12 protein-coding genes are annotated in these 12,778 nt (G+C 53.9%); 4 read left to right on the forward strand and 8 right to left on the reverse strand.

Features of this window, described 5'->3' with window-relative positions; translation table 11 throughout:
- Nucleotides 1-152 precede the first annotated feature (152 nt).
- The 8 genes from yaiL to mhpA form a co-directional block, all read right to left on the reverse strand.
- A complete protein-coding gene (yaiL, locus tag AABJ99_RS17985; RefSeq protein ID WP_001096712.1) occupies nucleotides 153-692 on the reverse strand; it encodes a DUF2058 domain-containing protein in 540 nt (179 codons plus the stop codon).
- A 101-nt stretch (nucleotides 693-793) separates the two neighbouring features.
- Nucleotides 794-2,005 (reverse strand): 3-(3-hydroxy-phenyl)propionate transporter MhpT, encoded by a 1,212-nt coding sequence (gene mhpT / locus AABJ99_RS17990; RefSeq protein ID WP_001353415.1) that lies wholly within the window; start codon nucleotides 2,003-2,005, stop codon nucleotides 794-796.
- Between the two features lie 409 nt (nucleotides 2,006-2,414).
- On the reverse strand, nucleotides 2,415-3,434 hold the full coding sequence (gene mhpE, locus AABJ99_RS17995; RefSeq protein WP_001013506.1) for a 4-hydroxy-2-oxovalerate aldolase: 1,020 nt from the start codon (nucleotides 3,432-3,434) through the stop codon (nucleotides 2,415-2,417).
- Nucleotides 3,431-4,381 carry an acetaldehyde dehydrogenase gene (gene mhpF, locus AABJ99_RS18000; protein ID WP_000044306.1) on the reverse strand — a complete coding sequence of 317 codons (951 nt, stop codon included), beginning with the start codon at nucleotides 4,379-4,381 and terminating at the stop codon, nucleotides 3,431-3,433. Before mhpF ends, mhpE begins: the two co-directional genes overlap by 4 nt.
- Complete coding sequence (gene mhpD, locus AABJ99_RS18005; RefSeq protein ID WP_039021952.1) at nucleotides 4,378-5,187, reverse strand: 2-keto-4-pentenoate hydratase; 810 nt, start codon at nucleotides 5,185-5,187, stop codon at nucleotides 4,378-4,380. Before mhpD ends, mhpF begins: the two co-directional genes overlap by 4 nt.
- 9 nt (nucleotides 5,188-5,196) lie before the next feature.
- Nucleotides 5,197-6,063, reverse strand: coding sequence for a 2-hydroxy-6-oxonona-2,4-dienedioate hydrolase (mhpC, locus tag AABJ99_RS18010; RefSeq protein WP_039021953.1), 867 nt, complete (start codon nucleotides 6,061-6,063; stop codon nucleotides 5,197-5,199).
- A gap of 17 nt (nucleotides 6,064-6,080) precedes the next feature.
- Nucleotides 6,081-7,025: a 2,3-dihydroxyphenylpropionate/2,3-dihydroxicinnamic acid 1,2-dioxygenase gene (gene mhpB / locus AABJ99_RS18015; protein WP_000543449.1), complete on the reverse strand. Its 945-nt coding sequence runs from the start codon at nucleotides 7,023-7,025 to the stop codon at nucleotides 6,081-6,083.
- Nucleotide 7,026: 1 nt separating this feature from the next.
- Nucleotides 7,027-8,691, reverse strand: a complete 1,665-nt coding sequence (gene mhpA, locus AABJ99_RS18020; RefSeq protein ID WP_001007398.1) for a bifunctional 3-(3-hydroxy-phenyl)propionate/3-hydroxycinnamic acid hydroxylase — start codon at nucleotides 8,689-8,691, stop codon at nucleotides 7,027-7,029.
- A gap of 190 nt (nucleotides 8,692-8,881) precedes the next feature.
- On the opposite strand from mhpA, the gene mhpR reads away from it, so the two are divergent.
- The 4 genes from mhpR to lacI all read left to right on the forward strand — a co-directional run bounded on the left by mhpR (nucleotide 8,882) and on the right by lacI (nucleotide 12,698).
- Nucleotides 8,882-9,715, forward strand: a complete 834-nt coding sequence (gene mhpR / locus AABJ99_RS18025; RefSeq protein WP_039021955.1) for a DNA-binding transcriptional regulator — start codon at nucleotides 8,882-8,884, stop codon at nucleotides 9,713-9,715.
- Nucleotides 9,716-9,829: 114 nt separating this feature from the next.
- On the forward strand, nucleotides 9,830-10,606 hold the full coding sequence (locus tag AABJ99_RS18030) for an MBL fold metallo-hydrolase (protein ID WP_039021956.1): 777 nt from the start codon (nucleotides 9,830-9,832) through the stop codon (nucleotides 10,604-10,606).
- 19 nt (nucleotides 10,607-10,625) lie between these two features.
- Nucleotides 10,626-11,579: a GlxA family transcriptional regulator gene (locus AABJ99_RS18035; RefSeq protein WP_001247700.1), complete on the forward strand. Its 954-nt coding sequence runs from the start codon at nucleotides 10,626-10,628 to the stop codon at nucleotides 11,577-11,579.
- A 36-nt stretch (nucleotides 11,580-11,615) separates the two neighbouring features.
- Nucleotides 11,616-12,698: a DNA-binding transcriptional repressor LacI gene (gene lacI, locus AABJ99_RS18040; protein WP_072039662.1), complete on the forward strand. Its 1,083-nt coding sequence runs from the start codon at nucleotides 11,616-11,618 to the stop codon at nucleotides 12,696-12,698.
- Nucleotides 12,699-12,778: the final 80 nt, after the last annotated feature.

Raw genomic sequence — 12,778 nt, forward strand, 5'->3', positions numbered from 1 at the left:
ATAAGACGCGCATAGCGTCGCATCAGGCATCTGCGCACAACTGCCGGATGCGGCGTGAACGCCTTATCCGGCCTACATTTCGCCCATGAGCCGTAGGCATGATAAGACGCGCAAAGCATCGCATCAGGCATCTGTGCACGGCTTATCGATGATTACCACATCAAATCATCAGGCACTTTAAAGTCGGCATACGGATCGTCTTCATCCTGCTCTTCGGCGCTGAGCGCGCTGTGCAACACAATACTGCTGGCGTCACGCTGAGCAATTTTATCGGCAACGCTGGCGGGAATAATGGCGTATTCACCTTCGCTATTGTTATCGATCTGCAAACGTGCAATCGCCAGACGACCATTAATCAACTGCGTTTGCGTGAGCTTATCGACAAAAATCTTCTTAATCAGATTGCCATCGGTAAAGTTAAAACCGATATCGCCATTGGCAATGGTGATCCGGTTCATTTCAATAAGCTGCTTCACCTGAGCTTTATATTCTTTCGCCAGTGCCGCTTGTTTTTGCTGCTCGCTAAGCTGTTTATCACGCTCAAGCTGTGCCTTTTTATTTTCTTCTACCGCCGCCCGAGCCTCACGCGCCTGAACGCGCGATTTTTTCGCCGTTCTCTCGACCTTCGCCGCTTTTTTGCTGGTGACTAATCCTGCTTTGAGCAACTGCTCTTGTAAGGTAAGTTTTGCCATCTTTGTTTCCAAACCCGCTGAATAATTTTTAGCGAGTATACCTGTAAACGCCGTAGGTGTATTGGGGGCAAGTCCCTTTCGCCCCTACCTAATAAGGCGCGTCAGGCATCGGCGCACGGCTGCATTCGTGATCTCCGGCTCATCAAAATAAACACTGCCAGGCCAGCAACAAAAATACCCGGCGCTGAAGCGGCCATTACGCCAACCGTGCCAGTACCTAATGCCAGCATTTTCCCGGCCAGTAACGGACCGCTCATAGCCCCCAGACGCCCTACCGCCACGGCGGTTCCCACGCCGGTTGCGCGGATCTGCGAACTGTAAAACAACGGAGCCAATGCATACAAAACGCTTTGCCCACCTGTTGCAAACAACCCTGCGACGAATCCCGCCAGCAACATACCGTTAAATGATGACACTGTTCCCAGCGCTAACAGCGAAGCTAACATACCGCTATAAATCAGTAGCGACATGATCATTGGACGCAGTTTATCCATCAGTGCGCCCAATATTAACGTCCCGCTTGCCGCCCCCATTTGTAGTGCAAACATCACCCCTGCCGCCTGCGATGGCTGGAATCCTTGTTCCACTAAAAGCAGCGGTAGCCAGTTGATCAACATGTAGACCACCAGCAAAGTGAAGAAATAACACAACCACAGCAGCAGCGTTGCGGTTGCCGTGTCGGGCGCAAATAACGCACGCAGCGGCGGCGCGGCCTGTTTTTCGCCAGCGAACACCGCCGACTCCGGCAGCCAGCGCATTAACAGTGGCACCAGAATCAACGGCACCACACCACCTACCCAAAACACCGTTTGCCAGGCTAAGTTTGCCCCGGCAAAACCCAGTGTCGCCGCCAGCGCCGCGCCAATGGGAACCCCGCAATACATCAGGCTCACCGCCGTTCCACGAAAACGTGGCCCCGCCGCTTCAGACGTCAGGGCGATAAGATTCGGCAACGCCGCCCCCAGCCCGACACCGGTCATTAGCCGCGCAAAGACCAGTGAGGGGAAATCCCAGGCAATAGCCGTTGCCAGCGAGAACAAACCAAACAGCGCAACTGAACCAATCAAAATGCGTTTACGACCATAACGGTCCGCCAGCATTCCGCCAACCAGCGCGCCGGGTAGCAAACCGAGTATTCCGGCACTGAATATCCAGCCCATTTGCATTTTATCGAGTGCAAAAGCCTGGGCGATGCCACCCGCCGCAATGCCAGCCGCCTGAAGATCCAGTCCTTCCATCAGAGCGACTAAAAAACAAAGCCCGATGGTCAGCATCAGGCGGGATGAAGATGATGAAGGGGTACGAGTCGACATAAGATGAACCTCGTTGCGAATGCAGGTGAATCGCGGCTGATACATTGCCAGCCGCGTAATCAAAACCATTTAATGACTGCCTACGGACGAAAGTAGGCCGGATAAGGCGTTTATGCCGCATCCGGCTGTCGTGCGCCATTGCCTGATTCGACGCTGACGCGTCTTATCATGCCTACAAATTCCCGCGCCATCCGTAGGCCGGATAAGACGTTTACGCCGCATCCGGCAGTCGTGCACAGATGCCTGATGCGACGCTGACGCGTCTTATCATGCCTACAAATTCCCGCGCCATCCGTAGGCCGGATAAGGCGTTTATGCCGCATCCGGCAGTCGTGCGCCATTGCCTGATGCGACGCTGACGCGTCTTATCAGGCCTGGGATGGGTATACAAAATGCACGTTGCCAGCAGTCAACATGATTTGTTGTTGCACAGATCCAGCGCCACGTCGACGATCATATCCTCCTGGCCGCCGACCATCCGGCGTTTACCCAGCTCAACGAGAATATCCACCGCGCTTAAACCATAACGCGCCGCCGCCGTTTCACAGTGACGCAAAAAGCTTGAGTAAACACCAGCGTATCCCAGCGCCAGCGTTTCGCGGTCGACACGTACCGGACGATCCTGCAACGGACGCACCAGGTCGTCAGCGGCATCCATTAACGCATAGAGATCGGTCCCATGCTGCCAGCCCAGTTTATCCGCGGCGGCAATAAACACTTCCAGCGGTGCGTTACCTGCACCCGCGCCCATCCCCGCGAGGCTAGCGTCGATGCGGTCACAGCCCTCTTCCACCGCCGCGATAGAGTTCGCCACGCCAAGACTCAAGTTATGGTGAGCATGCATGCCGGTTTGCGTTTCCGGTTTGAGCACCGCTTTCAGGGCGCGGAAACGGTCACGGATATCGCTCATGTTCATCGCACCGCCAGAATCCACCACATAAATACAGGTCGCACCGTAGCCTTCCATCAGCTTTGCCTGTTTTGCGAGATTCTCTGGCGTGGTCATGTGGCTCATCATCAGAAAGCCAACGGTATCCATTCCGAGTTCGCGGGCATACTGAATATGCTGAGCGGAAACATCAGCTTCGGTACAGTGCGTTGCCACACGAACCACCCGCGCGCCAGCCTGCCAGGCATTTTTCAGATCGTGAATAGTGCCAATTCCTGGCAGCAATAACGTCGCGATTTTGGCGTGCTTCACCACATCCGCCGCTGCTTCAATCCATTCAAGGTCGCTATGCGCACCGAAACCATAGTTAAAGCTGGACCCCTGCAAACCGTCGCCGTGGGCCACTTCAATCGAATCCACGCGGGCATCATCCAGTGCTTTGGCAATCTGGCGGACATTTTCAAGTGAATACTGATGACGAATGGCGTGCATACCGTCACGCAACGTGACGTCCGAGATATAAAGTTTTTTACCGTTCATGCCGCTTCTCCTGCCTTGCGCGCCAGTGACTGGGCCATTTTTTCTGCTGTCGCCAGCGCACTGGAAGTCATAATGTCGAGGTTGCCTGCGTAGGCAGGCAGATAATGCGCTGCGCCTTCGACCTCCAGCCAGACCGCCGTTTTCAGCCCAGAGAACTGACCAATGCCCGGTAAATTAACCGGTTTATCCTGCGGGATAACTTCAAACTGCACGCGCTGTTTCAGGCGATATCCCGGTACGTAAGCCTGCACCGCCTCAGCCATTTCATTGATTGAGGCTTCGATATCATCTTGTGAAGCTTCATCGCTCAATACATACACCGTGTCGCGCATCATCAACGGCGGCTCTGCCGGATTAAGCACAATAATCGCCTTCCCTTTTGCCGCGCCGCCTACGACTTCAATGGCTCGAGAGGTGGTCTCCGTAAATTCATCGATATTGGCACGCGTGCCAGGGCCAGCAGATTTACTGGCGATAGAAGCGATGATTTCGGCGTAATGAACACGCGCCACGCGTGAAACCGCCGCTACCATCGGAATGGTGGCCTGGCCGCCGCAGGTGACCATGTTGACGTTCAATTGATCGACGTTTGCGTCGAGATTAACGACCGGCACGCAGTAAGGGCCGATGGCAGCTGGCGTCAGGTCGATTAAGCGAATATCCGGTTTCGCTTCGCGCAAAGCGGCATCGTTTTTCACATGTGCGCCCGCGCTGGTCGCATCAAACACTATATCGATATCAGCAAATTCAGGCATGTTCATCAGCCCAATCACCCCTTCATGGGTGGTAGCGACGCCCATACGTCTGGCACGCGCCAGACCGTCGGACTGAGGATCAATGCCGACCATTACCGCCATCTCCAGATGCTGACCGTGACGCAAAATTTTAATCATCAGATCGGTGCCAATGTTGCCAGAACCGATAATGGCGACTTTACGCTTACTCATGACAGACTTCCTTTTAGGGCTGCGTTTGAAAATGTCGCAGCAACTGAACCTATGCCTTCGATATGGGCTTCAAAACGATCGCCCGCATTTACCACCACCATCGGACCTAATGCTCCGGTAAGAATGATATCTCCGGCGCGCAGCGGTTCACCCAGGCTGGCCATTTTGCGTGCCAGCCAGACGGCGGCATTAAGTGGATGCCCCAGACATTCGCTGCCGCGCCCGCTGGAAACCTCTTCGTTATTACGCGTCATCGTCATAGTGCAGTTTTTCAGATCTAACCCTGCCGGACGTTGCGCCGGACCACCGATGACATATACCCCACAGGAGGCGTTATCTGCCACGGTATCGACAAACTGAATCGACCAGTCGCGAATACGGCTGCCCACCACTTCCAGCGCCGGAAGCACCCATTCAATGGCGTTATACAGTTCGTCGAAGGTAATATCCGTTGCGGGTAAATCGCGGTTTAGCACCAGTGCGATCTCTGCTTCAATACGAGGTTGCAGAACACGGGAAAAAGGAATGGTTTCGTTATCGCCATAACACATGTCGGCAAATAATGTTCCGAAATCCGGTTGATCAACCCCCAGTTGTTGCTGCACTTTCGGATGCGTCAGTCCCACTTTACGCCCCACAACGCGACGCCCCAGCGCGACGTCATGTTGCACATTTATGTGCTGAATGCTGTAGGCCGCTTCAGCGTTATCGATACCAATCAGATCGCGTAGCGGTGCAATCGCTTCGCCCTGTTCTGCGGCGCGGCGTAAATCCGCCGCCAGTTGCTCAAGAGTATGCTTCGTCATGACCGTTCCTTAAGGACGTGCGAGGAAATTCAGCACCAGTTGATTGAAAGCGTCGGCATGTTCCCACTGAGCCCAGTGACCACAGTCGCGGAAGATATGCAGCTCAGAACCGGCGATGCCAGAAAGCAGACGCAGCCCTGCATCCATCGGCACAAAACGGTCGTTACGCCCCCAGACAATCAGAGTTTGCGCTTTGATTTCCGTCAGACGTGGGCCAAAATCCGGGAACTGTTTCGGATTGGCTTCCAGGCTCTTAACGAAGTTTTCCAGGTGATCGCGGCGCGACAGCATATTATTCAGGCGCGCTTCAAACAGGGCGTCGGTCAAATCGCTGGTATCGAAAACGAAGATATCCATCATCAGCTTCAGATTTTCGATAGTCGGCTGGCGATAAAGCTGATTCAGTCGCTTAATGCCTTCAGTTGGCATCGGCGTAAACAAACTCATGCCACCTGTACCGCCGCCCATCAGCACCAGTTTGCCGACGCGCTCCGGCCAGTTAAGGGTGAACGCCACAGAACTGTGGCCGCCCATCGAGTTGCCCAGCAGGTGGAATTTGGCGATATCCAGTTGATCCACCACGCTTTTCAGGATGCGCGCATTGAGATCCGATCGCGAACCACTGTTAACGATCGAATCGCTCTTACCCCAACCAGGACAATCCAGCAGGATCACCCGATAACCAGCTTCTACCAGCGGATCGATATTGCGGCTGAAGTTCGCCCAGCCCGTAGCCCCCGGGCCGGAGCCGTGCAGCAGGACAACGGTTTCGTCGCCTTGACCGCAGTCATTAAAATGGATGCGCAGCGTTTTACCCGCTTCTTCTACATTCAGAAAACGGCTGGTGGCGGCTTCGGTTTGTGGCTGATAACTCATCATCTTCTCCTGCATATTCAGTTCTCTGTTCTGGCGCTTAACGAGCCAAATCCGGCAATCCACTCCGGGATCGGGCGGTAATAACGCCCTTCGCTACGCCAGTTGCCAAACGCAGAAATAGCGGCAAAAGCAGCGACCCAGGTTTTGATTTCATGTGTCGACTTTCCTGCAATGGCGGAAAGCTCTTCGTTACTGACGGCATCCAGTTCCTGTATGCGTCCCTGCTCCAGCAAAGACATGAACTGGTTATCCCAAATCGGGTTGAGCGGATGCAGAGTTCTCTGATCCTCAACAAACCTCTCAGCGGCGCTAATCACCCGTTGCTGGCGCATTTCGCGCTCATTGGCGGGCAAATCTTTCCCGCTACCCAACAGACGATCGCGCATATGGGCATCCGCTTTCGCCAGTTCTGGCACCGGCGGCTGATGGGAAAGCCCACCGGAACCCAGGAACAGCACGCGCTTATTCAGCGTGCTGGTGAAACGTCCAATGGCTTCACCCAACATGCGGGTACGCTGAAAACCAGGTAGCGGCGTGGCGACACCGTTGATGAATACAGGCAGGACCGGCACCTTATCCAGCCCACCGAGCAAGAACTCCAGCGGCTGGGCGAACCCATGATCCACCTGCATACAGTAAGAAACGGCAAGATCAATCCCGCTCTTCATGACGGCATGCGCACAAGCCTCCGCCAACTCCACAGGCACAGGAAGCTCTCCTGCCGCACTGCCGAAATCGCCAATTGCCGTCGCCCCAACGCCTAAACAGAAGGGTGGCATCACGTCATAGAAAAAACCGTTGTAATGATCTGGCGCAAACAGCACCACCAGTTCAGGGGAGAAGGCCGCAATACGCTCGCGGGCACTGGCAATCACGCCATTGACCTCATCGAGTATCTCTTGCGCCGGGTCGACATACCCTACCAGCGGCGAGTGGGAAAGACAGTGAAGATAAGCGTGCATATCAGGCTACCTTTTCGACAGAAACGTCGACATCAGGACGGTTGAGTGTCATCACGGACGCCAGTTTATTCAGCGTATTACCCAGAGTTTGCGGAATGGCGATGGCGGCAACAAAGCGATCCGGGCGCATCACCACTAGCGAAGCATTATGTTGTGCGAACCAGCTACGCAGGCGACCTTGCGTATCGCCCACGCGCAGCACGCCGTCGTAGTTATCCTGCGCGGTATGAATTTGCACATCCGGCACCACCTGAATGAAGCGAGTACCCAGCGCGCGCCATTGCTGGATTTGCTCATCGCTCATCCCCCACAGTGGATTGCATCCCCAGCCAATTACCGCGAAGTTCGCGCCGATCGCGTTATCGAGCAACGTCACGTCGCCGTTTTCCAGCGTAACTTTCGGCTGAATAAACATCTTGCCGACCGGAGAGTGTTTCGCTTCGCCTTCACGCACCAGCGCACCGGCGTAATATTGCGGCATCGGCTTGAAGCGCATTTCGAGAAAGTAGCGTTTTACTGGCGGCAGATAATTCAGCAGCCAGGAAACACCGTCACGTAACGTACCCTGCCAGCGTTTCGGCGGAGCCAGTACGTTGCCCGCCGTCACCGACAGATCAATCATCGCTTTGGCGTGATCGCGACGTTCTTGTTGATAGGTATCGAGCAGCGCATCGCGAGCTTTCCCCTGGATAACCAACGCCAGTTTCCAGGCGAGGTTAAAGGCGTCGCGCATACCACTGTTATAGCCCTGCCCCTGCCACACCGGCATGATATGTGCGGCATCGCCCGCCAGCAGTACGCGGTCAATACGAAAACGTTGTGCCAGTCGCGCGTTGTGGGTGTAGACACGCTGGCGAATCAACTCGACGTTGTCCGGATTAGGCAGCACTTTGCTTAACAGCTTGCGCATATTTTGCGGCTCGCGGAGCTGTTCTTCGGTTTCGCCCGGCATCACCATAAATTCAAAGCGACGTACCGCATGAGGCAGAGCCGCAGAAACATACGGGCGCACCGGATCGCAACACAAATAGATATGCGGCGTACTTAACGGATCGTTGGCGATATCCACCACAATCCACTGATTTGGTGCGGTTTTACCTTCAAACGGCACATTCAGGGTGCGCCGGACAAAACTTGCTCCACCGTCACAGGCTACCAGCCACTGGGCTTTGACCGTTTCCCGCTGCCCTTCTGCCGTTTTCAGATACAAGGTCACTTCGTCATCTTGCTGGCTGAAGGCCTCCAGCTCGCGGGAAAACAGGCAGCGCACATTCGGAAACCGCGACAACCCTTCCAGCATCACCGCATCGACCTGCGGCTGAATAAAGGCGTTACGACGCGGCCAGCCAAATTCATCGGTCATTGGCTGAATATCAGCAAAACAGCGGCCTTTTGGGGTAAGAAAACGCATCGCATGCCACGGCGTAGTGTGCGGCAGAACATTATCGACAAGGCCAACCGACTGCATGGTGCGCAGCGCCTCGTCATCAATTCCAATCGCGCGTGGATAGTCGATCAACTTATCGAGTTTCTCCACCACCAGCACGTCAATGCCCATCTGACCGAGATAGTTCGCCATCATCAGCCCGACCGGACCGGCACCAGCGATCGCCACCTGAACGCAATGGTTAACAGCAGGCTGGATGTCAGGGTGTTGTATTGCCATTTCAGTACCTCACGACTCGGAAAAAATGCCGTTGCGCGCACAGTTCAACGCAACTTATTTTGTTAAAAACATGTAAATGATTTTTTATTGTGCGCTCAGTATAGGAAGGGTGTTTTCGGCTACAATCAAAACATGCCTGAGTGTGCACCAAGTGCACAACGTTGTTTTAACTATAGAAATGTCAATTAATATGCAGAAAGATGAGCAGACGGAATACAAAACCGTGCGCGGCTTAACCCGCGGTCTAATGTTATTAAATATGTTAAATAAACTCGATGGCGGTGCCAGCGTCGGGCTGCTGGCGGAGCTCAGCGGCCTGCATCGCACCACTGTGCGGCGACTGCTGGAAACGCTGCAGGAAGAGGGATATGTCCGGCGCAGTACCTCCGATGACAGTTTTCGTCTGACCATCAAAGTGCGGCAATTAAGCGAAGGATTTCGTGACGAACAATGGATTTCTGCACTGGCAGCCCCGCTGCTGGGCGATCTGTTGCGCGAAGTGGTATGGCCGACAGATGTGTCCACGCTGGATGTTGATACAATGGTGGTACGCGAAACCACCCACCGTTTCAGCCGTTTATCTTTTCACCGGGCAATGGTCGGACGGCGTTTACCGCTCCTGAAAACCGCCTCGGGCCTGACCTGGCTGGCCTTTTGCCCGGAACAAGAACGCAAGGAGTTAATCGAAATGTTAGCCGCCCGCCCCGGTGATGACTATCAACTGGCACGGGAACCGTTAAAGCTGGAAGCCATTCTGGCGCGCGCACGCAAAGAGGGTTACGGACAGAACTACCGTGGCTGGGATCAGGAAGAGAAGATCGCCTCCATTGCCGTGCCCCTACGCAGTGAACAACGGGTGATTGGCTGTCTGAATCTGGTGTATATGGCAAGCGCAATGACCATCGAACAGGCAGCGGAAAAGCATCTTCCGGCGCTACAACGGGTAGCAAAACAGATCGAAGAAGGGGTTGAATCGCAGGCTATTCTGGTGGCCGGACGGCGAAGCGGCGTGCATTTACGCTAGTTGCGCCAATGTGTAATTTGGCCCATTCTCATCGTTATTCGCCCATTTGCCCACATGCACAGTACGGGCTGCACGCTACGCTAATGCCATCAATACTGTGATGTGGAGCAAATCATGAAAATTACTCAAATTCGTAATGCCACCCAAATTATCCAATACGCTGGCAAAACATTTCTTATTGACCCGTTACTCGCGCCTAAAGGAAGTTATCCGGGTTTTGCCGGAACGGCACGCGCAGAAATCCGCAATCCAACGGTAGAATTACCGTGCGATTTAACAACGTTACTCAACGTTGACGCCCTAATAGTGACCCATTTGCATGAAGATCACTGGGACGAAACAGCCTCCCGCGTCGTCCCCAAAGATAAACGGATTTATGTGCAAAATGAGCAAGATGCTGAATCACTGCATAAACAAGGATTTACGCATCTTACCGTACTTGCCGACGAGACTAAATTTGGCGATATTACTCTGCATAAAACGACAGGGCAGCACGGCTCCGATCACACCTATGCAGACCCGGCTATGGCGAAGCGTTTAGGCGCAGCCTGCGGCGTTGTTTTCCAGCACCCGACAGAGAAAACGCTCTATCTGGCTGGCGATACCCTCTGGCGTGATGACGTCGAGGCTACAATGCTAACTTTCCAACCAGAAGTGGTGGTGTTGAATGCCGGATTTGCGCATGTTCTGGGGCATGGCGCGATAATTATGGGAGCTGAAGATATTCTCAAAACACATTTCACCCTGCCAGAAGCGCAAATTGTCGCGACACATATGGAGGCCGTAAACCACTGTTTGCTGACGCGTGATGCGCTCAAGGAATACGCCAGAGATAATCAAATTATCGAATTTGTGAACGTACCAGAAGATGGTGAAACGTTGACATTCTAATTCGGAGATAAAGAGTGTTATGCGCCCGCTAACTGTTGCCATTATCGCCGTTGCCGGTTTTAGTCCTTTTCACCTTTCCGTACCGTTTATCGTGTTTAGCGAAAAAATGGCGGAGAAAAAACGCTTTCATGTAATTATCTGCGCTGAAAAGCCGGGAAACGTGGACTCTGCCGATGGGTTTTCCGTAACCGCCACCCATGACTATACGGCAGTCATCCAGGCGGATATTGTGATAATTCCTTACTGGGGAACAATTACACAAAAACCGCCACAAAAACTGCTGGAAGCCTTAACGACCGCACGAGATAACGGGGCACAGATTGTCGGGCTTTGCCTGGGCACGTTTGTGCTCGGCTATGCAGGTTTACTGAACAATAAGCGTGCTGCCACGCACTGGGAGTTCGAGCGTGAATTTCAGGCACGTTTTCCACAAACACATCTGGATATTAACGCGTTGTATGTAGACGATGATGGCATTATTACCTCTGCCGGTACTGCCGCGGCGCTGGATTGCTGTTTGTATATTGTTCGGCAACATTTTGGCAGCGACTATGCTAACCATATTGCCCGACGGATGGTCGTACCGCCATATCGCACCGGCGGTCAGGCGCAGTTTATAGAGCAACCGGTGCCGAAAAATACCCATGATGAACGCATTAACCTCCTGCTGGATTACCTGCGGCAAAACATTGCGCAACAGCATGATCTCGACTCGCTGGCTCAGCGAGTAATGATGAGTCGCCGCACACTAACCCGTCATTTTATGAAAGCGACCGGTTCGAGTATCGCCGAATGGCTCATCACTGAACGCTTACGCCGTAGCCAGGAACTGTTGGGATCCAGTCAGTTGCCCGTTGAGCGGATAGCGGCTGAGGTGGGTTTTCTCTCACCTGTGACCTGGCGTCAGCATTTTAAATCTCACTTCGGCGTCAGCCCCGCAGAATGGCGCAAAACCTTTCGTGGTATGGCATGATAGCGCCCGGAAGAAAGTCAATTCAGGGTGGTGAATGTGAAACCAGTAACGCTATACGATGTCGCGGAGTATGCCGGTGTCTCTTATCAGACCGTTTCCCGCGTGGTGAATCAGGCCAGCCACGTTTCAGCGAAAACGCGGGAAAAAGTGGAAGCGGCGATGGCGGAGCTAAATTACATTCCCAACCGCGTAGCACAACAGTTAGCGGGCAAACAGTCGTTGCTGATTGGCGTTGCCACCTCCAGTCTGGCCCTGCACGCACCGTCGCAAATTGTCGCGGCGATTAAATCTCGCGCCGATCAACTGGGTGCCAGCGTGGTGGTGTCTATGGTAGAAAGAAGCGGTGTCGAAGCCTGTAAAGCGGCAGTACACAATCTTCTCGCGCAACGCGTAAGTGGTCTGATCATCAACTATCCGCTGGATGACCAGGATGCCATTGCTGTGGAGGCAGCCTGCGCTAATGTTCCGGCGCTATTTCTTGATGTCTCTGACCAGACTCCCATCAACAGTATTATTTTTTCCCATGAAGACGGTACGCGGCTGGGCGTAGAGCATTTGGTCGCATTGGGTCACCAGCAAATCGCGCTGTTAGCGGGCCCATTAAGTTCTGTCTCGGCGCGTCTGCGTCTGGCGGGCTGGCATAAATATCTTAAACACAATCAAATTCAACCGATAGCGGAACGGGAAGGCGACTGGAGCGCCATGTCCGGTTTTCATCAAACCATGCAGATGCTGAATGAGGGCATCATTCCTACTGCGATGCTGGTTGCCAACGATCAGATGGCGCTGGGTGCAATGCGCGCCATTACCGAGTTCGGGCTGCGCGTCGGCGCGGATATCTCGGTAGTGGGATACGACGATACCGAAGACAGCTCGTGTTATATCCCGCCATTAACGACCATCAAACAGGATTTTCGCCTGCTTGGGCAAACCAGCGTGGACCGCTTGCTGCAACTCTCTCAGGGCCAGGCAGTGAAGGGCAATCAGCTGTTGCCCGTCTCACTGGTGAAACGAAAAACCACCCTGCCACCCAATGCGCAAACCGCTTCTCCCCAGGCGTTGGCTGATTCCTTAATGCAGCTGGCGCGACAAATTTCCCGACTGGAAAGCGAGCAGTGAGCGCAACGCAATTAATGTGAGTCAGCTCACTCATTAGGCACCCCAGGCTTTACACCTGATGTGTCCGACTCGTATGTTGT

The organism is Escherichia coli, assembly GCF_036503815.1.
GTDB classification, from domain to species: Bacteria; Pseudomonadota; Gammaproteobacteria; order Enterobacterales; family Enterobacteriaceae; genus Escherichia; species Escherichia coli_F.

Excerpts from the sequence above, each read along its gene's own strand:
- mhpE (WP_001013506.1), bottom strand. The coding sequence starts at position 3,434 with ATGAACGGTAAAAAACTTTATATCTCGGACGTCACGTTGCGTGACGGT.
- mhpT (WP_001353415.1), bottom strand. The coding sequence starts at position 2,005 with ATGTCGACTCGTACCCCTTCATCATCTTCATCCCGCCTGATGCTGACC.
- mhpR (WP_039021955.1), top strand. The coding sequence starts at position 8,882 with ATGCAGAAAGATGAGCAGACGGAATACAAAACCGTGCGCGGCTTAACC.
- mhpA (WP_001007398.1), bottom strand. The coding sequence starts at position 8,691 with ATGGCAATACAACACCCTGACATCCAGCCTGCTGTTAACCATTGCGTT.
- mhpF (WP_000044306.1), bottom strand. The coding sequence starts at position 4,381 with ATGAGTAAGCGTAAAGTCGCCATTATCGGTTCTGGCAACATTGGCACC.
- yaiL (WP_001096712.1), bottom strand. The coding sequence starts at position 692 with ATGGCAAAACTTACCTTACAAGAGCAGTTGCTCAAAGCAGGATTAGTC.
- mhpC (WP_039021953.1), bottom strand. The coding sequence starts at position 6,063 with ATGAGTTATCAGCCACAAACCGAAGCCGCCACCAGCCGTTTTCTGAAT.
- AABJ99_RS18030 (WP_039021956.1), top strand. The coding sequence starts at position 9,830 with ATGAAAATTACTCAAATTCGTAATGCCACCCAAATTATCCAATACGCT.
- AABJ99_RS18035 (WP_001247700.1), top strand. The coding sequence starts at position 10,626 with ATGCGCCCGCTAACTGTTGCCATTATCGCCGTTGCCGGTTTTAGTCCT.
- mhpD (WP_039021952.1), bottom strand. The coding sequence starts at position 5,187 with ATGACGAAGCATACTCTTGAGCAACTGGCGGCGGATTTACGCCGCGCC.
- mhpB (WP_000543449.1), bottom strand. The coding sequence starts at position 7,025 with ATGCACGCTTATCTTCACTGTCTTTCCCACTCGCCGCTGGTAGGGTAT.